Here is a 24,513-nt window from a genome sequence, read left to right on the forward strand (position 1 = left end):
CGCAGACAAGCGCTTTGAAACCATGCAGCCGTAGTGTTTGGCCCCCCATCAAGATCCTCTGGTCTACGAAAAGCGGCGGCGAGACTGGCTACTGAAGGCCCTTGGCTTCTCGTTGTTCTACGATCATGTTTGCGTGTTGCTGCCGACGATAGTTCAGGTCGACGACTACCAATCCTGGTTGACCAGCGCGGAGCAGAAGATCCAGCCCACAACAGCCTCGGGCTCCAGGGTACACGTATTGCACTCGGGTCTCGGCGTGAGCTCACGGACGAAGAGGTAGCGTCCCTCAAATCTGCCGGGCTCTTAGACTAGGCTCAGCTGACGCAATTGCCCGCGGCAACCGTCTACTCTGCCGATGAAACGGGACAGGCTCGCGATTTGATCCTTCGCGTCGCCGGCGTCGACGCCTCTGCGACAGAAGCAATGCGGTAAGGAGAGACAGCTCTCGGCCCCCTCCTCTCGCTCGCAAAGCACGTGCTTTTCAAAACTTTATATGTTTTATCATATCATGACTTTTGCATGAAGTCTAGCGCATCAGGTCTCACCGTGCGTCGACCTTCAAATCGGCAGGAGCATGCAGACTGTCACCCTGCCATACCGGTGCTCCGTCGAGGACCGCGCATTCCTGAACGACTGCCGGCGTGACGGCCTGCGGAAGGATCTCGCGCTCGCCGAAGCCGGAGCTTGGGAGGACGTCCACCAGGCCATCAAGCAGCGAGGATTAGCGCTCGCCGCCCGCACCCCAGGCCTTGCCGCCTCGGATCCCGGAGGTCGCCTTTCCCGGCGGCATTGCGGTGCAACAGCTTGGCCGACATGATGCCCTCCTGGACTTCAGGAAGTCAGCGTGGTTGTGATGCAGGACGGCCAAGCCGGATTGCGAAGGAGGTTTGATATGCCCCTTAAGACAACCAAGTTCGACGTCCAAGACTACCTGAAAACGCCGGATCAGCAGGCCGCCTATCTAGCAGCAGCGCTTCAGAGCGATGACCCTTCGTTCATTGCTGTCGCTATCGGAGACCTAGCCAAGGCCCGGGAAGGTTCGAAGTTCTCCGATTCGGAGAAGAACTGAGCCTTTTGGGCTCTACACAGAGCGCGCCAGCCGCAGGAAGCAGCGAAGGATGCGCTCGCGGCCAGCCTACGTGTGGCCTCGCTGAAGCCGAAAGGAAGGTGAAAATGACCATTGCCAAGCGACGCGAGCAGATCGAAACTGAAGATCTCACCGCGCACCGTGGGAGTGGCAATTTCCTCGCCGACCGTAACGCTTCTGGGCAGCGCATTTAGCAAATTCGCATGAGCCTTTCTCAACCTATCCCCGCCAACGCTCCGATCCCGATCATTTTTGCTCGCAACGCAAATGAAGCTATCGCAGCGCAGATTCAATGTCCCGCGGTTGCAGTGATCCCTGATCACAACACGTTCAACAACTTCGGCAACTACCATTATGCCCGCCTCGTCGTGCTTCTTCCTCAGCAAGCCCCCGAGCAGATTGGGATGCACTTCATGTTCTCGGGTGCGTCCAACACTGCGGCCGTTCTCGACCAACTACTTGCCAATTACCTATGGCTACCGAGCTCGTCTGTCCTTATTCCCTACGTAAGCATCCTCGACAAGGACCGTTATTACCGGAGGATCGTCGACCTGCTAGGATTTGAGCGAGCCGTCTCGGCACTGAGGCAACTTGGCGACGCTGTCGTGCTGCGCCTCGAGGGCTCTGACACGGAGCGCCTGAAGCTCATCGATAGTGACAATTTCCATCTCGGCGTACTGCGATCCAGTGCGAGCTACATCGCGTTTCGTCATGGTAGCCGCTATTTGCGGCGCGAGCCGCGTCCTGAGGTGATCGATGCGGCGAGCAGCTTTTCCCTGTCCGCCAATCTACTTTCAGCAGATAATCCGTACCTCGTCGAATTCGACTTTCATCCCGACGAATTGCATCGCGATCGCGTCTCTGTTTTGATCGGTCGCAATGGTACCGGCAAGACTCAGCTTTTGCTGAAGTTGATCGAGTCTCAGCGATCGATCGATGGGCAGATCGTCCAAGCAATTTTATCTCCACCGCCGACCTTCAATCGACTGCTCGTATTTTCGTCAGTCGCCTCCGATTCGTACCCCAAATCAATTCCGCCCTGGCAAGGCGTTGACTACCAGTACTTCTCGACGATCGGGAATACCGACATTGAAGAAGATGCGCTAACGGGAGCTCTGATTGACTGCCTCCGCGATGATACGCGGTTCGGCTCGCTCGAGATCAACGCGCCGTTTGCCGCATCCACGCGGATGACTTTATTGCAACACGCTCTCGCACGGCTTCCGATGTCATCGTCAATCCATCTGCCTCTGAAGATTCAATCAGACCGTCATGACTTGCCTGGAACGAGATATTGGGATGGCCGAGAATACTTCCCGCTGTTTCAATCTCTGAACGAACAGCGCAGCCTGCTTTTGGTACGGAACGTTGATTGGTCCAAACCTCCAGTAACGTTTGGCTTAGGGGAAGCTCCGAGAACGCTAAGTAGCGGCGAGCTCGCTATGCTGAGATTTGCAGCGCAAGCGGCTGGATCAATCGAGATGGGCTGCTTATTGCTGTTCGATGAGCCAGAAACGCATCTGCACCCCAATTTCATTTCGGATTTCATGTCAATTCTACACACGCTGCTAGCGGCAACGCGGTCTGTTGCGATTGTCGTCACGCATTCAGCCTATATCGTCAGGGAAGTTCCGCGCCAGCGCGTGCGGATTTTGTCACTCCATGGCCGGACCGTCGAAGTTGATCAACCTCGGCTCCAGACCTTTGGCGCTAGTATCGATTCCATCTCTCAGTTCATTTTTGGCGATAGTGATATTTCGCATCGCTATGAAGATTTGCTCAAAACCTGGGTAAGCCGGCTTGATCCTGGGGCCACTCTTGAGAGCGTCATTCAAAACTATGGAGAGAAGTTGAATCCGGAAACTCTATCTTATGTGGCTCACCTGCTCCGAAATCGCTTGCAATGATTGCCTTGGGTGCCCCCTCCTCTGTCGAGGACGACAGTTATTTGCTCAGCATTTGCAAAGAACCACCTTGGTCCGCGCTGCATTCCTTATGGACCCAATGCTATCAGGAGTACCGTACGCACGGCGGGAATCCGTGGTCACTTGATCAATCAAAGTTTGCTCCAAACATCGGCAACGAGCAGCGGTTGCTCTATGAGAACCGGAAGGCCGGAAAGCGCCTCAAGGATCTCCGTCAGCAGCAACTGGCAAGCTGTCCAATGTGCGGATCTCCGGGTACTGGGACTCTCGACCACTTTCTTCCCAAGGAAACATTCCCCGAATTTTCGGTCATGGCAGCCAACTTGGTGCCTGCATGCACGCACTGCAATTCCGGGGCAAAAGGTCGCAAATACCGAGGAGCGAGTTCGGACGAGTGGCCCCTACACCCCTATTTCGATACGTTGGCTCAGTCCGCCATCTGGCAGGTACGCGTCGTTTCTCCGTACCAAGCAGCTACGTTCGAGGCGATTCCCTATTCAACTCACCCGCCGGCTGTTCTCAAACGTCTAACGTTCCACTTAGGCTTCGTTCTTGGTCCTCAGTTTACCAGGGCGTGCACCAATCTCTGGGTTACGCTGCCCCAGATCATTCGAAATCTCACGGACATGCATGGTCCGGTTTCCAGGCTAGACGTTTATTCGGGTGTTGCGACGCTTCTGAAGATCAGCCAAGTCTCTATGGGGGTGAACGCATGGCAAACTGCTTTCTATCGAGGCATCCTCGGAGATTCAGCAGCGCATGTATTCATCGCGTCACAGGCCTCGGTGCTGACTAAATCTTAGCCGGAGAAATGACGCCAACTATCATCCTAGGGCGGTGTCGTTGCGTCCTGCCGTCTTCGGCTCGTTCGCCGCAGTGTCACGCTAGCTCCGCGCCCATTCGGCAAGACGGATGGCGATTGCCTGATGCGTCGATCAAAAGCAATTCGATCGAAGGACCGCGGCACCTCCCACTACGAAGCGTATCGCAACCTAGCGCTCCGCTGCACAGCTATGCTGCCGAGCGTTCGTTGTCGTCATTGTCCCTGCGATCGAAAGATTGATCAACGCTTGCAATCTGCATCCCGCAGAACCGATATAGCGCGACAAGGTCACGCAGCTGCCGTCTCCTGACGAACAAGACGTTGCGCTTGGTGAGGCGAACGATCCAATCCTCGCTGGGCCCGAGATCGGCGCTGTATTGTGCACAAACTGCTAGCATCTGCTCAACGGTCACGCCGTCGTGCCCGTAGATTTCCTCTGCGTACCAGCACAATTCTGCGAGTTTTCGTCGCTCGTTTTCCGAGAAAACGTACCCCTGCGGTTTGCGTAGCATGCTAGGCAGAAACCTCCACTCCTCCCATGGCTTCCAGCCTGCGTCAGGTAGATCGTAGAGCTCCCTGGCGATCGACAGAAAGACGTCGGGATCTTTGGCCCGCCTTAAAACGTCGGCATAAATCGGCATCGAGCGGCTCCAAGTAGGTTGGATACGCCAAACTCAACGACACGTTGGACAAGTGATTCGATAACCAGTGGACAGCCTGAATCCGCGGTTGCCAAATCGCCAGCGAAATCAGCGCTTAAGCACTTCAAAAAGCTGTCGAGAAGGAGACGAAGGGCTTGCGGGGAAAATTCCTCACCTCCAACAGTCACTCCCGAATCAGCGGGCAGGAACGGTGAGGCTAAGCAAATGTCCAATCTGGATAGGCTCTACAAACTTGAAAACGGCAAGCTTTCAAGGTGCAACGCGCCGGAATGGCATCGCGAAGCTGTCGACAATGACGATGCCTCGAATGACTGGCATGAGGTTCTCTCTAGCTGGCGTGCGTGGCCTCGAGACTTTTGGCGAAATCGATACCCTCAACGTCTACAGGACGCCTGAGGACGCTTCCTGATCGAGCATGTCGACGTCGAAGAGCTGGTCATATCAGTATTGATCCCCTTGCGCGTCGCAAACCTGGCCCTTCAGGGCCGGGTCAAGGCGCGCCGTTGGCTCTCGATATATTGCCGAACGATGGCGATTGGCGGGCCTCCGCAGGAGGCGGCAAATTAGCTCGGACTCCAGAGATGGCTCCCCAAAGCTTGGAGGTCGCCTCTAACAGACGATGTGCGCGCAGGCGTCGCGACGAAGATCCTTTGAGGCGGCTGACGAAGTGGCTGAGTTGTAGCGTCGGAGCATATTTGACAAGAAGATGGACATGGTCTTCTTCGCCGTTAACCTCGATCAGCTTCGCTCGTGAAGTTGCGCAGGCCTCTTCGAAGTCCTTCCGAAGTATAGAAAGGGCTCGGTCGCTCAATACCTTCCGTCGATACTTCGTCACAAACACGAGATGAACGTGCAGCGACGTCACGGCACTGCGGCCTTTTCGGTACTCCACAGTTTCGAGCATCGTCTCGCTTGCCCCTTGCTAGTCCGCCCAACATGGTCCGCCCATGTTGTAGCGCAAGGCCGATCGCTTCAGGATCTACCCCGACGCCTCCCAGGAAGAGCTCTTCCGGCGGACGATCGGCTGTTGCCGGTTGGTTTACAATCTGTGCCTCGACCAGAAGATCCTCGAGCGTGAGCGCAGCGATGCCAGACGGCTCTCGCAGTTCGATCAGATCAAGGAACTGACCGGCCTGAAGGAGCAATGCGGCTTCCTCCGTGAGGTGCCCATCATCCCCTGGCTCAGGCGGTGATGGATCTGCACAAGGCATTTGCCAATTTCTTCGGGGGTCGCGCTGGTTTCCCCACTTTTCGCAGGAAAGGCCAGAACGACAGCTTCCGCTATCCGGACCCGAAGCAGATCAAGTTCGAGGAAAGGCGCATCTTCCTGCCGAAGGCGGGCTGGACGGGGGGCGTGATGCACCGGCCTATCCGAGGCAAGGTCAAGAATGTCACGATCTCGACGGTGGCCGGCGAGTGGTTCGCCTCGGTGCAGACGGAGCTCGAGGCGGAGATCCCTACCAATCGGGGGCCAGCGATCGGGATCGACCTCGGAAGCGCTCAGCCGATCGTTTTGTCCGACCGGACGGTCATCGACCTGCCGCGCACGACGCCCACCGACCGGCGGCGGCTAGCGACCGCGCAGCGCACGGTCGCCCGAAGGCAGAAGGCTTCGCGCAATCGCGAGAAAGCCAAATGCAGAGTGGCCAGGTTGCAGGCCAGATGTGCCCGTCGCAGGAGGGACGCGGCGCATAAGGCAACCACGACCATCGCCAAGAACCACGGTGTGGTCGTCATCGAGGATCTGAAGGTCAAGCAAATGACCAACACCGGGCGCGGCACGGTCGAGGCCCCGGGGACGTTGGTCAGGAAACGGGCCAACGAGAACCGGGTACTGCTTGAGGTCTCGCCGCGGACGATCCGGACCATGCTGGAATACAAATGCCAGTGGTATGGTTCGAGGCTCATCGTCATTGACCCAGCCGAGACCTCGCGGCGCTGCAGCTGCTGTCAGGCGGTCGATGCGGCCAGCCGGATCAGTCGTTCCCACTTTGTTTGTACCAATTGCGGAGCGATGTCCGATGCCGACATCAATGCGGCAAGGAACATCCTCGCACTCGGAATCAACTCAACCGGAGGACCTCCGGGGATGGCCTGTGAATCGAGCCGGACTACCGGCCGGAAGCAGGAAGAAGACGCCCGCGAGGGCGGAAGCTCGGCCCCTCAGGGCCGAGAGTAGTCACGACGATCATCCTCTAAAAGGGCCGTGGGAGGATTATCGCGGCTGCCATGTACAGGGCGATTGGTGTTTGATTTATCAGAACAGCGCCAAAGAACTCGTCCTAGTCCGCACAGGCACGCACTCCGATCTATTCGGGGAATAAATCGTCCCATCGCACTAGCTTCGAAGTGAAGCCCTTATCGCGGCGGACTGCTTGCGCGCTTCCTCGAGTTGCCTCCTACTTTCCCGCTTGCGCGCCCGGTCTTGCGCAAAGCCGCTCTGGGGACGAATCTCGGCATCGAGGTCTTCGATGACCGCTTTCGACATGTTGAAGTCCGCATTCGGCGTGTCGTAACCGAGATCATCGATAAACGTCTTGTGCTTGAAACCCAAATGCAAGGCAGCTGCAATGAGCATACCGTTTGGCACATAGGCTGGCCCAAGCTTTCCACCTTCGGGATAGGTGCAGGCATAGTTTTCGGCGATGTGCTTGAGCCGATAGCTGCCGGTGCCGGAGCGGACGGTCTTGGTTTCCTTGACCCGAGCGAGCAGCGCCAACGCCCGCAAGAAAGCTTCCGCCGCGTAGGTGTCGAGACATTCCCCGCGGCACTCCAAGAATTCCGCATAGTGTTGTTGCGGGGTCTGCCGCGAACCATCGGCATTGCGCCCGGGCCGGCCGAAGCCTATGCCGCGAATATTCAATCTCGGCGCCTTATCGAGCACACCTTGAATCGCCACTTGTGCCGTCGCCCGGTAGAGATGCACTGGATCCACCTCAAAACCATGGGCTTTGAGGTAAACCGAAAAGGAGGCCCCGGTCACAGCGACAGACAGGGGCGCCGGGGCTTCGACGGCCGCTCGCAACGCAGCATAAGTGCGAAACCCAAGCCCGCGCCCCAGCGCTTCGACCCGATGGGATGACTTAACGTTTGGAAGAGTGGTGGTGAGTGTCGCCTTGATCTTCTCAACAACAGGCAAGGTCACGGAAATGCGAAGCACAAACATGTGCATCCTCCTTATGGGCCCAGCTGTTCGCCGATTACGCAGCAGCCCACGGGGTGAGATGCGGTTTGCGATGTAGTCTTGAAACGAGCGTTTGACCCGGCGACAGGTCGAAGGTGCCCTACCCTTAGGCATCAAGCGTCGCTGAGTCGTACATTCTTGACAAGTGCCGTCATCAGGCCGCATTCACGCAAGCATTGGTGCCACGGCTACGGCGTGAGGCTGTCTTGATATGCCGCTATTAGAAAGCTGCCCGCCGCAAGAACGAAGGGCCGGGTAGTGGAATAGATCGGGGCCGCAGCATCTACAGCGTTCGAAATTCTGCCCGCCGCGGCCCCGCAGAGCAGCAACAAACGCTTTCAGAATCTCAGCAGAGGCGACGGATTATCCTTGGAAAGCACGAGGGTCAGTTCTTTCTTGGCGCGGCTCATGCCGACATAGAACAATCGCCGCTTGTACAACGTGCCCGAAAAAGCGGCGCGATCACACAGCACCATCAGCGCGTTATCACACTCAAGGCCCTTCGACTTATGAATCGTGCTCAAGCAACGGCGCGGGGGTTGGGGATGCGAAAAGGTTCTTCGCCGGGTGATTTCCGCAAACCCATCGTCGACAGTCGGGAACTGGCCAAGACGAATGGCGTCACGGATCTCGCTCTTCAGGTCTAACTCGACCTCGCCGAAGCCGGTTTCCCGTCGATCCACCACGTCAACCAAATAGGCAAGCGCGCGAGCGACGCCGCAATGATCCGGCTCTGCGATCAGGAGCCTCGCAACTGCCTGGAGGTGGGCCGGCTTCACGCCGCTCGTGGTCTTGGAACAGCGCTCTTTCACCTCGGTCCTCAGCCGGTTTCCGTGGGAGTACGGCGTGAAGCCTTTTCCTGTCGCCTCGACGAACGTAAGAAATCCGTCGACGATCGCATCAATGTTGCCAGCACTCTGTCGAACGCATGTGATCAGGCGAGCCAGGTTTTCGCGCGCGTGTCCTTCCCAAATTCTCATCGAGCGATCAAAAAACGCGTTGAGATGCGCCACTCGATCATTGCTTTCGGTCAAGACGAGCAGCTGGCCGCCGCGGCGCCGGAGATCGTCAATCGGCCTTCTGTGCGCGCTCGTCATGCTGAACGATTTGTGTGGAACACGCGCGGAGTTCTCGGCGAAATGGACCGAAAGGCCCTTCGGCAATCGCCCTGTCAAATCGACCTTCCCCCCATCCTTCAGCGCCTTGCGAGCCGCCAAAATCCACGCGCCAAGATCCGATGAACTCGACCAACGGTGCGGCGTGAGGAGCTCGCCCGATGCGCCACTGCCCTTCAGATCGTCCCAACGTCTGAGCGTTGTCCGAACGCCGGAATCGTTGCCCCCAAAAATCACCTGCATCGGATCACCGAAGACACGCAGGCGGGCCCCAGCCTTGTGTATCGCCATGATCGCTTGGTGCTGATCAGAGCTCGCATCCTGATGTTCATCGCAAAGAATGACGGGATAGCGCTGTGCTGCCGCTTCGGCGACCAGGGAGGAGCCTTCCAGAAGGTGACGAGACCGGCTTGCCACCTCATCGTATCGATTATTCTCGCGCGCCCACGTTCCGACATCAGAGGGAAGGTCAACGGCCCGATGGTAGATGCTTGCGATCTCCGTCAGAAAACTATCGATCGTCCTAATCGCGACGCGGCCAGATACCGCTTGCGTCCGCTGCGCGAAGACTGACCGCGCGGCGTGCGTATGCGTCAGGATCAGGACCCGCCCGACGTCGAGGTGCGAGGCGGCATCAGTCGCATACAGAGCTCCCTGATGGGTTTTCCCGCACCCTGCAGCGGCCTCCACGGTCACGAGTGACAGGTCGGATCGCAACAGCTCTGCGACGGCCTTGTCGCTCACAGCTCGAGCCTTCCGGTAGCCAGCGCAGGCTGTCCAAGCGCAGCACGCAGCGCGTTGACAAACGCCAGCAGCTCGGGCTCGAGCTTTGGCCAGACGCCAAGCTCCACCATCTTCCGACCGAGCTCGCGACCGCCCTCCTCGGATTTGAACCAGCGCCGGCTGTGTTTGGCCCAGTCCTTTCCAGTATCGACGTCCGGCGCCCCCTCCTTGTTGCCGGTCGCCGCAGCAACGATGAGCGAGCGAAGTTTCGAGAAGCGCTGCTCGGGCGCTCCGCACGCAGCCAGGATGCTGGCTTCGTCCTTGGCTTGCAGACCGAGGCGATCCGCCAATGTCCGCAGTCTTTCACCAGAGGCTCCGTCGGAATCGCGGGCCAGCAAGAACAATGAAGTGTCTTCCACGTGCGCGATGACATTCGCTTCCAGACAACCGGTGCGCCACTGAAAGCACCTCGACCCGAGCCCCTCGGCTACGTTTTTCCATCGTCCGGTCGACTTGCCCTCGTTGTCGCAGAAGGCCCCGAGCATGAGCCCCGCGTCACGTAGGGCCACCAACAAGCCAAGCATGGCTTCGTTGCCACCGCCGTCGCATAGACGAATCCCATGATCTTCATGCGCGGCGGTGAAAGCATTCCGCAGCAGGAATCGCAGGAAACCAACCTCTGTCACCCCCTCTGCTATGATAGGGAGCTTCGCAAGGAACGTCTCGGGATCACGCGCTTGCTGCTGGGCGATGGCAACGGACGGCAGGGCGCCGATCGCCCCCTTTGCATCGATGAACCAGAGTGCGGCCTGGGTTGCCGCCTTGATCGCGACAGGGCTGTGCGTCGTGACGAAACATTGGCCATCGTCCTTGACCAGTTTCGCAAGCAGTTGCCGAAGCCTATACGGCTCCAGCCCTCGTTCGATCTCGTCGATGACTGTCAGCCGTGATGAGGCCTCCGTGACGCCGGCCACCTCCAATGCGGACATGCGTCGCGTACCGGCCCCCCAGCTGGAGAGTGGCAGCTTGACGCCACCCCTATCTGCAAGAAGTCCGATGAGTGCTCCGATCGAGAGTCCTTGGCTGCTGGTCAGCCCAAGCTCGAGGTCGTGCGGCAGCCCTGCCTTTCAAACGTTGTGCCCAGAGCCTCGAGGGCTATCGTTTCTTCCTCGAGCAGCGCGCCGGAAAGATCGGTTTCGGCGACCTGGCTGTTCAGCCGCGATTTGAGATTCCCCTTGGACAGCAATCGATCCAGGGCAGAACCTGTTACCAGCCGGAGATCGCGATCGTTCCGGTCATCGTTCGCCAGCCGCACGACGCCGATCCGGCGGCGCAAGCCGGTGGACAAGGCGGCGATTTCCGCATTCGGCTGCACTACCTCCCACACCAATTCGAGTTCCTCGGTCCCACGGACACGGAACCGAAAAACCGGGTGATTTGGCTCCTTTTCCGCGTCCGGGTCGGGGAGAACCGCCACGCTGCCGTTCCATTCCCACGGCCACAGCGAAGAAAAGTCCGCTATCCCCACCTCAGGCGGGATGTCCACCACGGCTTCGATGGAGAAGCCCTCGCCGGTCGATCGATTGAAATAGTCGGTCTCGAGCACCTGGACCGCGTTGGTCGGACTGAACAGCAGGGCGATGGCGTGAAGCACCGTGCTCTTGCCAGAATCCCCGCCACCAAGCAGAACATTGATACCGGCACTTGGGCGCCAATCCAGAGCCTCGACGCCCCGAAATCTCCTGATCGCCAGGCTCTTGATGCGCGGTTGTTTCGTCATGCCCCATCCGAATCCTCATACACGACAACAATCTTAAGCTGTTCGAGGTAAGGCGCAAAGCTTCTGGCAGCCGCCAGGAGCATTGGTCTCGACAGGACGCGCAAAATGACAATCGTACGGCTCGGCCAACTCTTCGATTGCACCGAGGGTGGCGGCGCCTTGATCGCCGAGTCAGCTGATGGGGTGCTGCTGCACGTCGATGACGTGCCGTCTGGTCTGGCCTGCGACTGTTACTGCGTTGGCTGCGAACGGCAAATGGTGGCCAAGAAGGGAGCTATCCAAGCCCATCACTTCGCTCATCACTCTGCGCGCGACGGCAGCTCCTGTTCGTCAGCGGGAGAGACCGCCCTTCATAAGTTTGCGAAGAAGACTCTCGATCAGAGACTGGAAATCGCCCTTCCCGAACTTTACGTGTCGTCCGACGACGACCGCGAATTGGTCGTCTCCGCAATGACACTGGGGTTTGACAGAGCGACGCTCGAACTGAGGAGCGGCCCGATTGTGCCCGACGTGGTGCTGGAGCTATCCGACCGCAGGCTCCTTGTCGAGTTCAAGGTGACGCATTCCTGCGAAGAGGCAAAGATCGACTACATTCGCGCGATGGATGTTGGCGCGATTGAGATCGACCTGTCGCAATATCGAGATCGCCCACTGGATGAGATCGGCGACGACATTCTCTACAACGCGCCACGGGTCTGGCTTCACAATCCGCGACAAAGCGAAGCGCTAGCTCGCCTCGAACAGCGGGCCCAGCAGCGTCATGCAGAATTCAAGCGCGAGATTGCGCGTCTTCATATGAATTATCACCACCTTCTGCCCGCAAGTGAGCCGGGAAACGGGACCTGCGAGACGACCATCCGTAGGAATGGCCTCGGCGAGGCCATCAATCTGAAGGTCAACGGTGCCGGCTGTTTCCTTATTCGTGTCGCCGAATGGCAGGCCGCAGTCATGCTCGATCTGATCAAATCGCGACAGCCGTTCAGGACCCGCGACGGCTTGGCGGGCTTGGCCCGTCGGGGTTGGCTCAGCCCCCGGTATGCTTCGTTGCGGGATGACCAGGTGCAAGCGCTCAAAGACACAGGGCTACCGTTTGAACCGCCCGTGAGAGCGGTCGAGCTTTATCTCAAGCAGCTTGAAAATCTCGGCTTGGTACATTCCGGAAAGACCGAGACCTGGAAGCCCGCCAAGCTCCTGTGGAGCAAACTTCAAGCGGCCAAGGAGCTTCGCGAGAAGCCTGCCAGGCGCAGAGCTGAGATCGAAGCCATCGTGAAAGAGCAAATCGAGGATCTCCCAGAAAGCGAAACGACATCGTTCGACTTCGACGCGTGGATCGCAAGCCCATTGCCCGGCCGCCATGGATCGGTCGCTGATGCCATTCGTGGCGAAGAAGCCGCGTGGACGGCCCTGTGTCGCAGCATCTCGCACATCCGGACCGACATCCGATTTTCCCCGCGAAGCGACCTGCAACTCTTTGGCCTGCCCTGCGCCGGCGAGCTAGGCAGAATGCTCAAGCGGAAGGCTGAGGAAACCGAGCAACGCGAACAGGCCAGGCGGGAAAAGGAGCAGGCAGAGGCGGACGCACGATTGGCTAAACTCAATGCTTGTGCGCTACGCGATATCGGCGATCTCGCTGCGACTTGGCTGAACACGGGTCATCCGGCGCTGAACGGCCTTTCGCCACTCGAGGCAGCATCGAACGCGACGGGTTTCGACGCCGCGATCGAGGCGCTCAATCGAAGAGCACGCGAGCTCGCCCTCGAAAAAAGGGCGCTGCAACGCAAGCAGAAAGCCGTCGCGGAATTGGAGGAATTGGCGCTCTCACGCTACTATGATCAAGAGTTGGCGGCGTTGTGGATGCGAAGTTCGCGGCCCGAACTCGGTGGGAAATCACCTTCAGAATTCACTTGCGACGATGCAACCCGCGACCGGTGCGCGAACTACCTGCCAAAGAAGCGATCACGACGCTAAATTCATTGTCACTTCTTGTTCATCGCCAACGTGAGGAGCCGATTGAGGTCGCCATGGCTTCCCCAATTGTTCTTTGCGGTCAGCCGCTCCGCCTTCGGCCATTTTCGCGACGAGAAGTAAATTGCACTCTGCATGTAGGACGAAGAGGCGGTATAGACGCCCAGCAGCGCATGACGTCGCGAATGATCTCCAAACCGACCAACGAAGATCGCAGCGACAGCCCTTAACGTCTCGTGCCGGGAGGGGTCCTGCAGAATATCCAGCGCGATCTTGACCGACGCATCCCTATGCTTCTCTGCTTGGGATAGCGCCGCAAGGATCCACATTTTCTGCCAGTCTGACAGCTCGATGTCGACGAGCAGTGCCAGCAAGGCGTCGAGAACGTTTGTGGAGCGTAGGAACTTGGCGACATATGATGCATAGATCTGAGCCATCGACGGCCGCTTCTTGAACGACTCAAGGACATGTTGCAACGCGTAATCAGATTCCGCTTTCGCGAAGAGTGGCAGACAGAAGCGCTCGATGTTTTCTTCCTGACCCAGGTACTTTCCGATCGAATTGAACAATAGCTTTGTCGCCTTCAAATCGAGATCGTCTTCGTCGTCATCTTCGGTCTGGTCATCATCATCGTCGTCGTCACCGTCTTCCCATTCGGACTGAAACCCGTAGTCCGCGTCAAAGTCTTCATCGCTCATTTGATCCCTGATCTCTTCGACGGCGTCGTCGAACAGCGCCTGGAGATCGGGTTCCTCAGTGTGAAGCTGCCGTTTCGGGATAATCATGCACTTCGCCTCGTTCAGAACGAGATCGTAGTAGCGTAGCTTGGCAATCAGCTGGCCGAGCAGCCTGTCGGCGGCTTCCACGGAGTCGAGGAAGACGTAGATGTCGTCGACATATCGCGCAGCCCTCACCCCGTATTCCTTGAGGAAGCGATCGATCGGCTCCATATAGAAATTTCCAAACAAATCCGACGGGAACATGCCTTGAAGGATTCCCCGAGAACTCCGTTGGCTCGTATAGCAGGTCAAAACCGCTTCAAGACGGCCAGATAGCTCACCGACATATCCAGAGTCGTTCAACACATTGATCAAGGTATGCAGGTTCATCGAACCAAAATAATTCGCGACGTCGATCTTCAGGATGTATTTGACTTCCTCCGCCCTTGAATGCTTCAGCAGCGCTGTTTGCAAGGCATTCCAGCACGTGCGGGTGGCCAAGAACATGGACACGCTCTCTGGACTTGCAAGCTGATGGCTGAAGGATCGTGAGTGATCGGTTTTCTGAGCAACGATAGGCGCCGCCTGATCCGCCAGGGCCTGATAGAGCAGCCGGTCATGTGGAAGCAGGATGCTGCCCGGGCGAGAGAAACTCGGACCCAATCGTTCGGGCTTGACCGCAACCCGGATCCGAAACGACTTCGGAACCTCGATGGTGATCGGCACGCCCGGACTGTATTTGCCACTCGCCAACGCGCCTTGGACCTCTTGGATCAGCTCCTCGCCAGCCTTGGCATAAATGAAACCGATGTGGGGGGCGTAGATGAAATCCGACCGGAGATCGTGGGTGACCCGCGCAAGAGCCAACTTCCAATCGATCTTGGACATCGCGGCGCCGTCCAGGCCGAAAGGTATCTTCAGTTCAGCCACTGCGATCCCTCGCTGCTTCGCGTGTATTCATCATACAGGTCCGTCCGGCAGACCTCGCATCGTAACTGCGCCGGCCGGGCGAGGTTCTCACCGCTGCCATGGTCGAAGCAACCCGCCGCCGGACGTCCAATGCTCGATGGAAATGGGAGTAGAGCGAGCCAAATGCGGGTGCGTGACTACCGATTGGGCGGGCCGTATCGCGGTTGGTCCAAGGATTAGAATGCGGCGGATCGCTGCCCCCCCAAGGACTAAGATTACATCGACGGGCCGATTTGAGCTCGGCGTCGTTGCGCGATGACCAGGTCCTCCTAGGGCGTACCGGCCCAGAAGCGAGAGCCCTCATCTCCGCAGCCATCGTTCAAGGACTCGAATACGCAGTGGATAACTGCTGCCCTCAGCAAGGATTCGATAACACCGATGCAAATTCTGACCCAGCGCTGACCTGGCCCCATTGGGTCAAGCGCCTGTGCCTTTTGCGTCATCGCGGCCAAGAAAAACACGAAGCATGTCATATAGATAATGGTGGGGGAGGCAGGACTCGAACCTGCGAAGCCATGAGGCGGCTGATTTACAGTCAGCTCCCTTTGCCACTCGGGACACTCCCCCGTCCAACAGCATCAGACCGGCCGCGCGAGTGGCGGCGGACCGGTCATCGAAATGACGCTGATAACCGGCCGACCCGAAGCGGGTGCGCGGTCGGGCGCGTTTATGGGGGAAGGCGGTCCCCAAAGTCAACCAAGCCAGCCATCTAATTGGGATACTTTTGCAGGCTCGGGCGATCTCTGTTCCAAAGTAGTGAGTCTTGCGGCTAGATTCTTGTTTTGTCGCGTTTTCTTCACGCGAACCGGACCCCACTTCGCTCGAAAACGCTGTGTAAAATTGCCAATATTCAGGAGCCGTGACACAAGCCTCACATGAGCGATCGCGACCGCAAACCCAATTTCCGAGGCAAGGGCGGTAAACCCTTCCAAAAAGGGCCGAAATTCGGCCGCCCGCCGGCCCGGCGGGAACGCGAATCCGGTTCCGACGGGCCGGTGATTCTGTACGGCTGGCACACCGTGTCGGCGGCGCTTGCCAACCCCGACCGCCATATCCGCAAGCTTTACCTCACCGAGAACGCGGCCAAGCGCCTCGCCGACGAAGACATCGCGACCCGCGTCACCCCCGAGATCGTCCGGCCCAGCGAGATCGACCGGCGCCTCACCCCCGATGCGGTGCATCAGGGCCTCCTGGCGGAGGCCGATCCCCTGGCCTCGCCCGGCATCGACACGCTGGCGCTGGAGGGCATCGTGCTGGTGCTCGACCAGATCACCGATCCGCACAATGTCGGCGCCATCCTGCGCTCGGCCGCGGCGTTCGCGGTGAAGGCGATCGTCACCACCGCCCGTCACAGCCCGGAGGCGACCGGCGTGCTGGCGAAGTCCGCCTCCGGCGCGCTCGAGTTGGTGCCTGTTGTCACCGTGCAGAACCTGGCGCGCGCGCTGAACGAGTTGAACGAGCGCGGCTTCCAGACCGTCGGCCTCGACAGCGAGGGCACCGAGGATCTCGGCAAGGCCGCGCTGCAAGCGCCGCTCGCGCTGGTGCTCGGCGCCGAAGGCAAGGGCTTGCGGCAATTGACGCGCGAGACCTGCCGCCTCGTCGCCCGCCTCGACATGCCCGGCGAGATCAAGAGCCTCAACGTGTCGAACGCCTGTGTGCTCGCGCTCTATATCGGCGCCAGCCGGCTCGGGCTGATGTGAATCGGGATAGGGGGGAGCCTCGCAGCCCCTCCCCTCCCACACCACCGTACATACGGGTCCGTATACGGCGGTTCGCTGGATTAAGCGGCAAGAGTTGTTCTGTTGCCGCCGTAGTTTGGGTGTCAGCAATCGTCGCGCCAGCTTCGACTCCTCTGATCAGCGTCAGTCAGGGTTTCACCCCTTCCCGCCGTTCCGAGGCCAGTTGCCCGGAATTCAGTCGCATGGCCGATGCGATATCGCTGCATCTACTCGTCACTTCCAGCGTTCAGGCCTTCGGCGAAACTCGTTCCGCCTACTATGCCCTCTGCTGACTTCTGCACTGCGGTCAGATCGCCTTACGACGACCTCAGTCTCGTTGCCGAGACGCAGCGCAGATCTCCCGAGGTAAGATCGACCGCCTTCGCCGCACGCCCGCCGGATTTACCACCCCGGCCCTTGATGACCATGGACTTCGCGATCACGTGCTCGCTCGTCCGGCCGGGTAGGCCTCGTTATCCGGTTTTTGTCCATCGGGCCGCGGCTTTGCTCCACGCTTCCTTCAGACCCCACCTCGCGATGACGCCCTTGCGCTTCGCTAATCCTTCACCGTCATCAGGCTGGATAGAGGACTTCCACCTCCAAGCTGCCGGTCATGCTCGGCACACACGACAAACGCCCGCTCGCGTGACGCGAACGGGCGCTGATGTCTCGAACTGACGATCGGATCAATAGTAGCGGCGCAGCACCGGATGGCCGTAGCGGCCGTAGCGATAGCCGTAGTGCGAACGATAGCCGTAGTGATGGCGGTAGCCGTAGTGACGGTAACCATAGCGGCGATAGCCGTAATACGGGCGACCATAGCCTTCGCGGTAGTACGGACGCGGTGCCCAGTTGCCCGGACCGGTGTAGGTCGGTCCCTGGTTGACGTAATAGTATTGCTGCGCCGCGCTGGGATAAGCGGCATCCGGGTCGGGCAGACGTTCGACGGCGCCGTAACCGTAACCGTAGCCATAGCCACCGCAACCACCGCAGCCGTAATTCACGACGGGCGCGGAATAGCCGCAAGGGTTGAAACCGCACGCCATTGCGGGCGCGGCCACCATGACGGCCACCGCCGCAATCAGTCCTTTGATCATTTGACGCATTACTCTCTCCTGTAGGTCTCTCTGTTCGTCGTCGCGTAGCTCTTGATGGCTATTCAGGATCCCCGTTTCGCGGGGCTCTTGATTTCGGGCAGTCGATTTCAGAATCCTCGGGGTCGCGGTGGCCGCGGGAACGGGCGCGGCAGCGGCCGCGGCCCGTTGAACTCCGGCGCGTAGATCACCGGCGGCGGATCGACCGGCACGTTGGACTGTGCCGGCAGCGGAGCCGATTCCGCGCCCCACGATTGATGGTAGCTCTCGGCCGGCTTGGGCAGGCGGCGGTTGGCCGGCGGCTCGATCTCGAGGCGGCCGTAACCCGGCATGCGGCCGAGGCTCGGATAATAGTGGCCGACATTCGGCTGGGGATCGATCGGGCGGCCGCCATAGACGGTCGGCACCATCGACTCGTTGCGAGCGAGCCCCATCGCGCTTTCGACCACGGCGTAGGAGGCGTCGACGCCGTTAATGATGATCGGCACGCCGGGCCGCACCGGCACGACAATGTCGAAGCCGCCGCCGGCCAGCGCCGTCGAGCTCATCGCAGCCAATATCGCCAGCGCAAGACTTGCGCGCATGTTCACCCAGCGTCCCGAATTGTTCCACCACAACCTAATCCAACGGCTTGGCGGAAGGGTTAAGGACGCCGGCCAAACTGCCGGTAAGCCTAACGCGTAAGCATCGGCATCCGGTCAATGCGGCCGTGCGGAATCAGAAATCGTTAACGGGCGCCCGGGAGCATGAGCCGGAAAAGTGCGAAGCGGATTTCCCTCGCGACAAACGCGGGACGCGTTTGCGCGGAGATCATGCTCAAACAAAGAGCCGCCTACCCGTCAGGTGAAGGCGTTCTCGACGATCGCGTGGACGCCGATCGCGATCGTGACCGCGCCGACCGCCATTTGCAGGCCGCGATTGGCCCAGGTCAGCCAGCGCGCCGAAGCTGCCAGCGGCACCGCGATCACGCTGGACAGCACGCCCATGCCGATCATGGAGCCGATGCCGAACAGCGCGACATAGCCGAGCCCGATCACCGGACTTGGGGCCTGCGACACCGTCAGCACCAGGAGCGCCGCCGAGCCGGCCATGCCGTGCATCAGGCCGACCAGGAGCGTGCGCCAGCGGAAGCCGTGCGCATGGCTGTGCGCGGCGCGGACGTGCGGCACGGTGGACGCACGCGCCACGGTGGACGCAAGCGCCACGGTGGATGCGGCTTCACCGGCATGGCTGTGGGCGTGGAAGTGCGTCGTGCCGTCGCCGTGCGAATGGGTGTGGAAGTGCACGCGGTCGCGCCACAGCCGCCACCACACATGCGCGCCGAGGCCGACCAGCATGATACCGACCGCGGTCTCGATCGGCTGTGCGACCGTTTCCGGGATCGCGCGCCCGAGCAGGATCGCGGCGCCGGCAAAGATGAACAAAGTGAGCGTGTGGCCAAGTCCCCAGGTCAGCCCGTGCTTGACGATGTCACCGACATGGCTGCGGCGGGCCGCGATGCTCGATACCGCCGCGATATGATCCGGCTCCAGCGCATGCTGCATGCCGAGCAGAAAGCCAAGACTCAAAATTCCGAACATCAATCCCCCGCGTCGGCACCGACATCAGTCCGTTCACCGCTGTACACGCAATTCTCGTCAAAGGCAGCATGCTCCGGAACGCATCATGCGCACGAACCTGGTGAACTTCACACTGCTTTGAACACAGGGCAAGGCCGCGCTGGAACAGGCACGGCACCGCGAGATTAGCTCTCGACGACGAGAGGAGATTTCGCATGACACAATTCAAAATCCTCGGCGCAGCAGCCCTGCTCGCCTCGGCGCTGGCGAGCCCGGCGATGGCGCAACAGACGATCGGCACCCCCGCGCGCTGCTCGAATGCCTGGCCGGACGCCCGATGCCAGGCGATGGCACCGGGCACCACCCGCACCGCCTATCACCAGCGCATCGGTCGGCGGGACCAAGGCTGGCAGGGCAGCTACAACCGCTATGACCCCGGCCCGTTCGCGCCCGTCGACGCCGCGGCCCGCGTGGCCGGTGGCGTCGTCGGCGGCGCGGTCGGCACGGCGGCTGCGGTCGCCACCGCCCCGTTCGGCGGCCCCGACTATGCCCGCGCCCCGATCGGCGGCGCCGAATATGCGCGGCAGAACGGCTTTGTCTGCACCCCCGGCACCTGGTTCCGCGGCAGCGACGGCCGCCAGCATCCCTGCCAGTAGCTCAGCTGATTAGGCCGACGGCGCAAAAGGCGGCCCGCGGGCCGCCTTTTGCTGTCGGGCCGATACGGGGGCGCGATCGCTTCTCGCCTGCTCGGTTCAAGCCTTGGTTCTGGCTCTGGCGCGCCAAGTCTGCTATGCGAGCGCGCAAATCATTCCCAATTCGCCGGCTTAGCTCAGCGGTAGAGCAGCAGTTTTGTAAACTGAAGGTCGGGGGTTCAATCCCCTCAGCCGGCACCAATTGGCTTGGATTTCCGGTGCTGTCTTGGCCATGGCGAGATAGCTTCAGTCTGCCGAGATCGACCGTCGACCGCAGCAGCCGCGCCAGCTCGCAGGCGAATACGGCAGTTCCGAGCATGGGGAAGCGTGCTTCGACGCTGCAGAGCCGTCCTGAGCATGCTTCTTCGATGCCGACGCCGAAGCAGTCCGCTGCTGCAAATCCCTTGATGACCCCGTGAACGCCGACCGTCCTGCGGCCGATGCTGCCTTCAAACCGAAGTGCCTGGGCATCGCGTCCTCCATCAGATATGCGCGGCCTACGCCGCGTCGTTCCCGGCTGCGATTCGAACACGTCGTCGCGATTCAATCAAAGCGCTTCGCCTGATTGCCCACAATGTACAAAGCGAGCCGTAGTATTCCGGTTGTCGGGAGTGCCACATCGTCGATCGCACTCACCGCTAGCCAATACAACGACCCTGCGCTTCGCAATGTTTTGCAGGAAACGCTAGCGATAACGTTGAGCACTCTCGCGACGACTACTTGTGATTTTGTTCCCGCTGGCTATTGTTCCGGCACTTTCACCTTTGGGAATTTCAAAATGAAGATTGTTTTCTGCACCGCGATTGTCCTGTCCACACTCGCCGTCGCTCCGGCGAACGCCAGGGAGCGCAATGACAGCCCTCACTCCCAGGCCTGCATGGCCAAGAACGGCTTCAATCTCGACATGTGGCGCGCTCACTCCGCGGGCACCGACGCGCAGGTCCTGAGGTACATCCAGTGTCGGGATCGGGTGTCCGCAGCACAGGCCAAGGCGATCGGCATTCGCGACCATAACTTCAGCGCGGGCTATCGATGAGCCTCGAGGGTGAGATGAAAATCGGACTCGCCCTTGCCTTCCTTGCCATCGGCTGCATCCCGGCAAGCGCCGCAGGCTGGACCTGCTCCGCCCCGGGTCTGATCTCCGGGTCGTATGATGGCGGCGATAGCGCCTACATCCATCTCACCGGCTTCCCGAACGGCAACAACTATCCTGTCGCGAAGAAGGGCAGCCGGGCCACCGGCACGACGAAGATCGGCACCCGCTTCGTCTGCACCCAACGCTAAGGCACACCGCCAATCCTGATCGGCCTGAAATTATCGCCGACCAGACTTCACCATTTTGAGGAATCACCATGAGATTGCTGATCTTGCTCGCAACCTTCGCCGCCACCATTTCGGCGGCCACCGCCGAAACCGCTGTCGAGCGCCAATGCGCGTCGGGCAAATGCACCTGCACCTACATCGCGTCGACCTGCAAGACCTGGAATCGCACCCATGGCGGCGACCTCGCCATCTGCGACAGCTACCGCGAGAGCTGCCTGCAGAGCGGCCGATGGGACGACAGAAACCGCCACATCGACGTGGTGGTGAAGCGCTGAGGCAGTTCGCCCTTTCCGAACCGGCGCTGCGCCGCAGGGCCGGTTCGGAAAGCCGCTGCGACACTCCCCTGGCAGGAATCGTGGGATCCTTCCCGTAAGATCACCCATCCCTCGCCTTGCTTCTGTTCTTGCGGCCCCAAACGGGGTATGCAGAATGCGGGGTGGGACTCTGCCAATGACCTATTTGATCCTTGCCCGAGATGGCACCAGCCGAATCGTGCTGAAGCGCGACAGCGAAGACGCGGCCGAGAAGAAGGCTCGCGAGCTGAAGGAGATGGGCTGGTTCGAAGTCGAGGTCCGCGAGGACAAGACGGCGCCGGTCACGTCGGCTCCCCCGGCGGATCGTCCACCGACGCTGCAATGACGCTTTGATGAACCTTTGCCGGGTGGCCCTTACAGATATGTGAGGAGCCGCCACGATGTCCGACACAGCACATTACCGCTTCCAATCCGATCAGGCGCGACGGCTGGCCCGGCAGGTGACCGACGCCGCGGTGCGCGACAAGTTGCTCGAAATGGCCGAGGAATATGGCCGCTACGCCGACCTGATCGAGGCCCGCAGCATCGAGCAGGTGCCCGCCGCGATAGCGGCTCATTAGGCTGGCCCCCGCCCCGTTCCGGACGGCTCACCGGTTCGTCCTCTCCTGATGCTCGTCCTCAAGGTGAGGCCAAATCCGCTCGACAACGCCCTGAGGATTTGTTCGGAACATTATGCCCTTTCACGCGATTTTCCTCGCATGAGGGTCCGCGAATCCGACCGCAATCTGCTGCTTCTGGGCACGTTCACGCTGCTCAGCGTGGCCGCGGCCGGCCTCGTCGCCCTGCTCGATCCGGCACCCGCGCCGGCGAACCCCACGCCCCGGCCGCCCGCGAATCACGCGTCGGCATCGGATCAGGGATTGGCCCAGACCCCGGTCCGGATCGTCGGTACCCCGTTCGTCCCGAACACCAATCCCCGTCAACGCTGACCGTCCACGCCCGCGCGGCGTGTCACAATTATGTCACCGCGCCTACCAAACAGGCGTCTTCGTCAACCATCATGATGGCGAGCGCTTGATTCCGCGCGGTTGCTTTGCTGGAATCCGCGCGCTCAGGGTGCGCCATGAAGTGGATGAAAGAACGCGATCTCCTGATCGCGCAGACAATGGCTTTCGTACAGTCGGTGAAGGGCAAGCTGCCCGACGCCGAGCTGCCGGCGCCTGCCCCACGGACGGCGACGGCGACGGCGCCTGCAGTCCAGCCGGCCGCCACGCCGCCCTCCGCTACACCTGCCCCCGCCGCCGCGTTGCCGATCGCCGCTGAACAGGCCTTGGCCGAGGCGGTCGCCACGCTCAGCGTCAAGGCTGAGGTGCGGGCTGCGGTCGTGCCGCCTCCGCTTCCGGCGCCGACCGTGATCGAGGGCCTGCCCCCCGCTCCGTCGCCTTTGGCGGTGACGGTCGTCGAAATCCCGCCTCAACCGGCGCAGCTGCCGCACTTTGCCAGGCTCGACATCAGCGGCGACTTCGGATCCGAGGTGCGGGAGCGGGTTGCCAATTTCCGCGCACAGCAGCAGCGCTTCCTGAAGGAGCGCGAGGAATATTGCACCACGACCATGGCCAAGGTCCGCGCCGCGATCAACGAGCTGCCGCGCTCGGGCAAGTAACGCAGCCCCATTAGACCCCGGACTGTGCGTTGGGCATCAGCCGCGCGCGCCCGATTTCACCGGCTCGGTCAGGAAGCGTCCGCTCGATCGCGTCAATGCCGGCTCCTCCACTGCATCGAGGGCGGGCTGCTCCCCTTCCAGCATGGATCGCAATCCGGCGATCGCCTTGGTCATGCGTTCGGCATATTTCACCGCGGCGCCGTCGACGAACTCTCGATCCTTTGGTTTCGGTTTGGCGACCCGCAGCTCCAGATGCGTCATTCCGTTTGGACCGTCCAGAACGGCGCGAGTCATCACGATCCGCGGCGCGCCGGGAATCGGAAGCGTGATGCCCACCGTGAAATAATCGGTCGGACGCCAATCGAGCATCTCCTCAACGACGGTATGGTTGCCGTGCATACAGTGGTTCCTGGTGCCGGGACCGCGTCGTCCCTTGCCGGAATCCTCGACGATGGTGTCGGCGTCCCACCATTTCTGCCATTGCCCGGGCACGGTGAAAAACTCCCAAACAGTCTGCCGCGGCGCGGCGATGTCGAATTCCAGCATGACGTAGGCATCGTCGCGCGTCACCTGCATCCGGGTTTGCGCGTCTTCCTGCCGCCACGCCGCTTCCAGATCGCGCGCCCACAGCGTGACGTCGCCGATGACGTCGATGGTTTCGCGATGGGCGATGAGACCCTGGGCGACCGGATCGACACCCATCGCGCGGATGGCCGCGTCGCTGTAGAGCGCGTAGGCGCGTCCGCCGACCTTCTCACCAACCGTGTTCTTGAGCAGCCGGTGGACCAGAATGACGTCGCGCCCGGCGAGCTCCTCCCTGCCGCCCATCTTCTGCTTCACCATCTCGCCATGATGGACCACGAACTTGAAATCGAGATCGCCCATCGCGACGCAGGCCTGACACTCGCAAGTCGAGGCCTGGCGCACGTTGCGCAGGCGCCGGCGGAATTTGAAATAGGCGCCCTCGATCGCGTCCTGCAGCAGCGAGCCGTCGATCTTTTCGGCGGTGGTGTAGACGAACGCGGCGTCGCCTTCGAACTTGGCGAGGCGGAATGGCGGGCGCAGCGCTTTCACCACCGTATCCATGAAATCGGCGATGATGTCCTGCGCATGGTCGAGCTCGACCGCCGCAAGGAAATTGGTATAGCCGGAGATATCGGCAATCGCGAAATAGGCCGCTTCAGCCTTCGGAAGCATGGGGACCTCCTGCGCAACCGGTTCACGCCCAATCGTGCGGATGCGCAGTCTGTCATACCGC

25 protein-coding genes, 2 tRNA genes and 2 pseudogenes are annotated in these 24,513 nt (G+C 60.5%); 17 read left to right on the plus strand and 12 right to left on the minus strand.

Translation table 11 applies throughout. The features are described from left to right. Window positions 1-853 precede the first annotated feature (853 nt). The 3 genes from ACVW1B_RS18600 (at window position 854) to ACVW1B_RS18610 (ending at window position 3,815) form a co-directional block, all read left to right on the plus strand. On the plus strand, window positions 854-1,069 hold the full coding sequence (locus tag ACVW1B_RS18600) for a DNA-binding protein (protein WP_456823046.1): 216 nt from the start codon (window positions 854-856) through the stop codon (window positions 1,067-1,069). A 221-nt stretch (window positions 1,070-1,290) separates the two neighbouring features. Then, window positions 1,291-2,994, plus strand: coding sequence for an AAA family ATPase (locus ACVW1B_RS18605; protein WP_456822002.1), 1,704 nt, complete (start codon window positions 1,291-1,293; stop codon window positions 2,992-2,994). Then, window positions 2,991-3,815 carry an HNH endonuclease gene (locus ACVW1B_RS18610; RefSeq protein WP_456822003.1) on the plus strand — a complete coding sequence of 275 codons (825 nt, stop codon included), beginning with the start codon at window positions 2,991-2,993 and terminating at the stop codon, window positions 3,813-3,815. The genes ACVW1B_RS18605 and ACVW1B_RS18610 overlap by 4 nt, the downstream gene beginning before the upstream one ends. A 208-nt stretch (window positions 3,816-4,023) precedes the next feature. On the opposite strand, the gene ACVW1B_RS18615 is transcribed toward ACVW1B_RS18610, so the two are convergent. After that, a complete protein-coding gene (locus ACVW1B_RS18615) occupies window positions 4,024-4,476 on the minus strand; it encodes a hypothetical protein (RefSeq protein ID WP_456822004.1) in 453 nt (150 codons plus the stop codon). A 500-nt stretch (window positions 4,477-4,976) separates the two neighbouring features. Then, window positions 4,977-5,401 (minus strand): annotated as a pseudogene (tnpA, locus tag ACVW1B_RS18620) (IS200/IS605 family transposase). Between the two features lie 67 nt (window positions 5,402-5,468). Between tnpA and ACVW1B_RS18625 the strand changes: the two are divergent. The 3 genes and pseudogenes from ACVW1B_RS18625 to ACVW1B_RS18635 all read left to right on the plus strand — a co-directional run. Then, window positions 5,469-5,690, plus strand: a pseudogene (locus tag ACVW1B_RS18625) (helix-turn-helix domain-containing protein); the annotation flags it as partial. After that, the gene (locus ACVW1B_RS18630; RefSeq protein WP_456822005.1) at window positions 5,690-6,676 is read left to right on the plus strand and encodes an RNA-guided endonuclease InsQ/TnpB family protein; all 987 of its coding nucleotides are present in this window, start codon (window positions 5,690-5,692) and stop codon (window positions 6,674-6,676) included. The pseudogene ACVW1B_RS18625 and the gene ACVW1B_RS18630, both read left to right, overlap by 1 nt. Next, window positions 6,594-6,821 carry a type II toxin-antitoxin system YafQ family toxin gene (locus ACVW1B_RS18635; protein WP_456822006.1) on the plus strand — a complete coding sequence of 76 codons (228 nt, stop codon included), beginning with the start codon at window positions 6,594-6,596 and terminating at the stop codon, window positions 6,819-6,821. The genes ACVW1B_RS18630 and ACVW1B_RS18635 overlap by 83 nt, the downstream gene beginning before the upstream one ends. 14 nt (window positions 6,822-6,835) lie before the next feature. Here the strand turns inward: ACVW1B_RS18635 and ACVW1B_RS18640 are convergent, their stop codons facing one another. From ACVW1B_RS18640 to ACVW1B_RS18655, 4 genes are all read right to left on the minus strand, one after another. Then, entirely contained in the window at window positions 6,836-7,663 is an 828-nt protein-coding gene (locus tag ACVW1B_RS18640) for a hypothetical protein (protein WP_456822007.1), read from the minus strand. Window positions 7,664-8,019: 356 nt separating this feature from the next. Then, a complete protein-coding gene (locus ACVW1B_RS18645) occupies window positions 8,020-9,540 on the minus strand; it encodes an ATP-dependent helicase (protein ID WP_456822008.1) in 1,521 nt (506 codons plus the stop codon). Continuing rightward, window positions 9,537-10,637 (minus strand): AAA family ATPase, encoded by a 1,101-nt coding sequence (locus ACVW1B_RS18650; protein WP_456823047.1) that lies wholly within the window; start codon window positions 10,635-10,637, stop codon window positions 9,537-9,539. Before ACVW1B_RS18650 ends, ACVW1B_RS18645 begins: the two co-directional genes overlap by 4 nt. Beyond that, window positions 10,610-11,299, minus strand: a complete 690-nt coding sequence (locus tag ACVW1B_RS18655; RefSeq protein WP_456822009.1) for a hypothetical protein — start codon at window positions 11,297-11,299, stop codon at window positions 10,610-10,612. The genes ACVW1B_RS18650 and ACVW1B_RS18655 overlap by 28 nt, the downstream gene beginning before the upstream one ends. Window positions 11,300-11,404: 105 nt before the next feature. On the opposite strand from ACVW1B_RS18655, the gene ACVW1B_RS18660 reads away from it, so the two are divergent. Next, window positions 11,405-13,267, plus strand: a complete 1,863-nt coding sequence (locus ACVW1B_RS18660) for a hypothetical protein (RefSeq protein ID WP_456822010.1) — start codon at window positions 11,405-11,407, stop codon at window positions 13,265-13,267. Window positions 13,268-13,275: 8 nt separating this feature from the next. Here the strand turns inward: ACVW1B_RS18660 and ACVW1B_RS18665 are convergent, their stop codons facing one another. Together ACVW1B_RS18665 and ACVW1B_RS18670 are read right to left on the minus strand one after the other, a co-directional pair. After that, window positions 13,276-14,913, minus strand: coding sequence for a reverse transcriptase domain-containing protein (locus ACVW1B_RS18665; RefSeq protein WP_456822011.1), 1,638 nt, complete (start codon window positions 14,911-14,913; stop codon window positions 13,276-13,278). 520 nt (window positions 14,914-15,433) lie between these two features. Then, window positions 15,434-15,519 (minus strand) — tRNA-Tyr (locus ACVW1B_RS18670). Window positions 15,520-15,827: 308 nt separating this feature from the next. Between ACVW1B_RS18670 and rlmB the strand changes: the two genes are divergently transcribed. Continuing rightward, on the plus strand, window positions 15,828-16,652 hold the full coding sequence (rlmB, locus tag ACVW1B_RS18675) for a 23S rRNA (guanosine(2251)-2'-O)-methyltransferase RlmB (RefSeq protein WP_253608097.1): 825 nt from the start codon (window positions 15,828-15,830) through the stop codon (window positions 16,650-16,652). Window positions 16,653-17,356: 704 nt separating this feature from the next. Here rlmB and ACVW1B_RS18680 read toward each other — a convergent pair. The 3 genes from ACVW1B_RS18680 to ACVW1B_RS18690 all read right to left on the minus strand — a co-directional run bounded on the left by ACVW1B_RS18680 (window position 17,357) and on the right by ACVW1B_RS18690 (window position 19,344). Further along, entirely contained in the window at window positions 17,357-17,776 is a 420-nt protein-coding gene (locus ACVW1B_RS18680) for a hypothetical protein (RefSeq protein ID WP_253608096.1), read from the minus strand. Between the two features lie 98 nt (window positions 17,777-17,874). Continuing rightward, complete coding sequence (locus tag ACVW1B_RS18685; protein WP_057019618.1) at window positions 17,875-18,348, minus strand: hypothetical protein; 474 nt, start codon at window positions 18,346-18,348, stop codon at window positions 17,875-17,877. A gap of 255 nt (window positions 18,349-18,603) precedes the next feature. Then, on the minus strand, window positions 18,604-19,344 hold the full coding sequence (locus ACVW1B_RS18690) for a sulfite exporter TauE/SafE family protein (RefSeq protein ID WP_057019619.1): 741 nt from the start codon (window positions 19,342-19,344) through the stop codon (window positions 18,604-18,606). 194 nt (window positions 19,345-19,538) lie between these two features. Between ACVW1B_RS18690 and ACVW1B_RS18695 the strand changes: the two genes are divergently transcribed. The 9 genes from ACVW1B_RS18695 (at window position 19,539) to ACVW1B_RS18735 (ending at window position 23,255) form a co-directional block, all read left to right on the plus strand. Continuing rightward, the gene (locus tag ACVW1B_RS18695) at window positions 19,539-19,979 is read left to right on the plus strand and encodes a hypothetical protein (protein WP_253608095.1); all 441 of its coding nucleotides are present in this window, start codon (window positions 19,539-19,541) and stop codon (window positions 19,977-19,979) included. Between the two features lie 162 nt (window positions 19,980-20,141). Next, window positions 20,142-20,216 (plus strand) — tRNA-Thr (locus ACVW1B_RS18700). 577 nt (window positions 20,217-20,793) lie between these two features. Beyond that, a complete protein-coding gene (locus ACVW1B_RS18705; RefSeq protein WP_253608079.1) occupies window positions 20,794-21,051 on the plus strand; it encodes a hypothetical protein in 258 nt (85 codons plus the stop codon). A gap of 14 nt (window positions 21,052-21,065) precedes the next feature. Next, complete coding sequence (locus tag ACVW1B_RS18710; RefSeq protein ID WP_168856709.1) at window positions 21,066-21,299, plus strand: hypothetical protein; 234 nt, start codon at window positions 21,066-21,068, stop codon at window positions 21,297-21,299. Between the two features lie 68 nt (window positions 21,300-21,367). Then, window positions 21,368-21,613 carry a hypothetical protein gene (locus ACVW1B_RS18715; protein ID WP_076831538.1) on the plus strand — a complete coding sequence of 82 codons (246 nt, stop codon included), beginning with the start codon at window positions 21,368-21,370 and terminating at the stop codon, window positions 21,611-21,613. A 175-nt stretch (window positions 21,614-21,788) separates the two neighbouring features. Further along, the gene (locus ACVW1B_RS18720; protein WP_057019624.1) at window positions 21,789-21,977 is read left to right on the plus strand and encodes a hypothetical protein; all 189 of its coding nucleotides are present in this window, start codon (window positions 21,789-21,791) and stop codon (window positions 21,975-21,977) included. Between the two features lie 55 nt (window positions 21,978-22,032). Further along, window positions 22,033-22,212, plus strand: a complete 180-nt coding sequence (locus ACVW1B_RS18725) for a hypothetical protein (RefSeq protein WP_253608078.1) — start codon at window positions 22,033-22,035, stop codon at window positions 22,210-22,212. Between the two features lie 138 nt (window positions 22,213-22,350). Then, window positions 22,351-22,581, plus strand: coding sequence for a hypothetical protein (locus tag ACVW1B_RS18730; protein ID WP_253608077.1), 231 nt, complete (start codon window positions 22,351-22,353; stop codon window positions 22,579-22,581). Between the two features lie 134 nt (window positions 22,582-22,715). Then, window positions 22,716-23,255: a hypothetical protein gene (locus ACVW1B_RS18735; protein WP_253608076.1), complete on the plus strand. Its 540-nt coding sequence runs from the start codon at window positions 22,716-22,718 to the stop codon at window positions 23,253-23,255. Window positions 23,256-23,291: 36 nt separating this feature from the next. Here the strand turns inward: ACVW1B_RS18735 and ACVW1B_RS18740 are convergent, their stop codons facing one another. Next, window positions 23,292-24,452: a DUF2652 domain-containing protein gene (locus ACVW1B_RS18740; RefSeq protein WP_253608075.1), complete on the minus strand. Its 1,161-nt coding sequence runs from the start codon at window positions 24,450-24,452 to the stop codon at window positions 23,292-23,294. Window positions 24,453-24,513 lie beyond the last annotated feature (61 nt).

It is taken from the genome of Bradyrhizobium sp. USDA 4502 (assembly GCF_054063355.1).

Excerpts from the sequence above, each read along its gene's own strand:
- ACVW1B_RS18600 (WP_456823046.1), top strand. The coding sequence starts at position 854 with ATGCAGGACGGCCAAGCCGGATTGCGAAGGAGGTTTGATATGCCCCTT.
- ACVW1B_RS18605 (WP_456822002.1), top strand. The coding sequence starts at position 1,291 with ATGAGCCTTTCTCAACCTATCCCCGCCAACGCTCCGATCCCGATCATT.
- ACVW1B_RS18610 (WP_456822003.1), top strand. The coding sequence starts at position 2,991 with ATGATTGCCTTGGGTGCCCCCTCCTCTGTCGAGGACGACAGTTATTTG.
- ACVW1B_RS18615 (WP_456822004.1), bottom strand. The coding sequence starts at position 4,476 with ATGCCGATTTATGCCGACGTTTTAAGGCGGGCCAAAGATCCCGACGTC.
- ACVW1B_RS18630 (WP_456822005.1), top strand. The coding sequence starts at position 5,690 with ATGGATCTGCACAAGGCATTTGCCAATTTCTTCGGGGGTCGCGCTGGT.
- ACVW1B_RS18640 (WP_456822007.1), bottom strand. The coding sequence starts at position 7,663 with ATGTTTGTGCTTCGCATTTCCGTGACCTTGCCTGTTGTTGAGAAGATC.
- ACVW1B_RS18655 (WP_456822009.1), bottom strand. The coding sequence starts at position 11,299 with ATGACGAAACAACCGCGCATCAAGAGCCTGGCGATCAGGAGATTTCGG.
- ACVW1B_RS18660 (WP_456822010.1), top strand. The coding sequence starts at position 11,405 with ATGACAATCGTACGGCTCGGCCAACTCTTCGATTGCACCGAGGGTGGC.
- rlmB (WP_253608097.1), top strand. The coding sequence starts at position 15,828 with ATGAGCGATCGCGACCGCAAACCCAATTTCCGAGGCAAGGGCGGTAAA.
- ACVW1B_RS18680 (WP_253608096.1), bottom strand. The coding sequence starts at position 17,776 with ATGCGTCAAATGATCAAAGGACTGATTGCGGCGGTGGCCGTCATGGTG.
- ACVW1B_RS18685 (WP_057019618.1), bottom strand. The coding sequence starts at position 18,348 with ATGCGCGCAAGTCTTGCGCTGGCGATATTGGCTGCGATGAGCTCGACG.
- ACVW1B_RS18690 (WP_057019619.1), bottom strand. The coding sequence starts at position 19,344 with ATGTTCGGAATTTTGAGTCTTGGCTTTCTGCTCGGCATGCAGCATGCG.
- ACVW1B_RS18695 (WP_253608095.1), top strand. The coding sequence starts at position 19,539 with ATGACACAATTCAAAATCCTCGGCGCAGCAGCCCTGCTCGCCTCGGCG.
- ACVW1B_RS18705 (WP_253608079.1), top strand. The coding sequence starts at position 20,794 with ATGAAGATTGTTTTCTGCACCGCGATTGTCCTGTCCACACTCGCCGTC.
- ACVW1B_RS18710 (WP_168856709.1), top strand. The coding sequence starts at position 21,066 with ATGAAAATCGGACTCGCCCTTGCCTTCCTTGCCATCGGCTGCATCCCG.
- ACVW1B_RS18715 (WP_076831538.1), top strand. The coding sequence starts at position 21,368 with ATGAGATTGCTGATCTTGCTCGCAACCTTCGCCGCCACCATTTCGGCG.
- ACVW1B_RS18720 (WP_057019624.1), top strand. The coding sequence starts at position 21,789 with ATGACCTATTTGATCCTTGCCCGAGATGGCACCAGCCGAATCGTGCTG.
- ACVW1B_RS18725 (WP_253608078.1), top strand. The coding sequence starts at position 22,033 with ATGTCCGACACAGCACATTACCGCTTCCAATCCGATCAGGCGCGACGG.
- ACVW1B_RS18730 (WP_253608077.1), top strand. The coding sequence starts at position 22,351 with ATGAGGGTCCGCGAATCCGACCGCAATCTGCTGCTTCTGGGCACGTTC.
- ACVW1B_RS18735 (WP_253608076.1), top strand. The coding sequence starts at position 22,716 with ATGAAGTGGATGAAAGAACGCGATCTCCTGATCGCGCAGACAATGGCT.
- ACVW1B_RS18740 (WP_253608075.1), bottom strand. The coding sequence starts at position 24,452 with ATGCTTCCGAAGGCTGAAGCGGCCTATTTCGCGATTGCCGATATCTCC.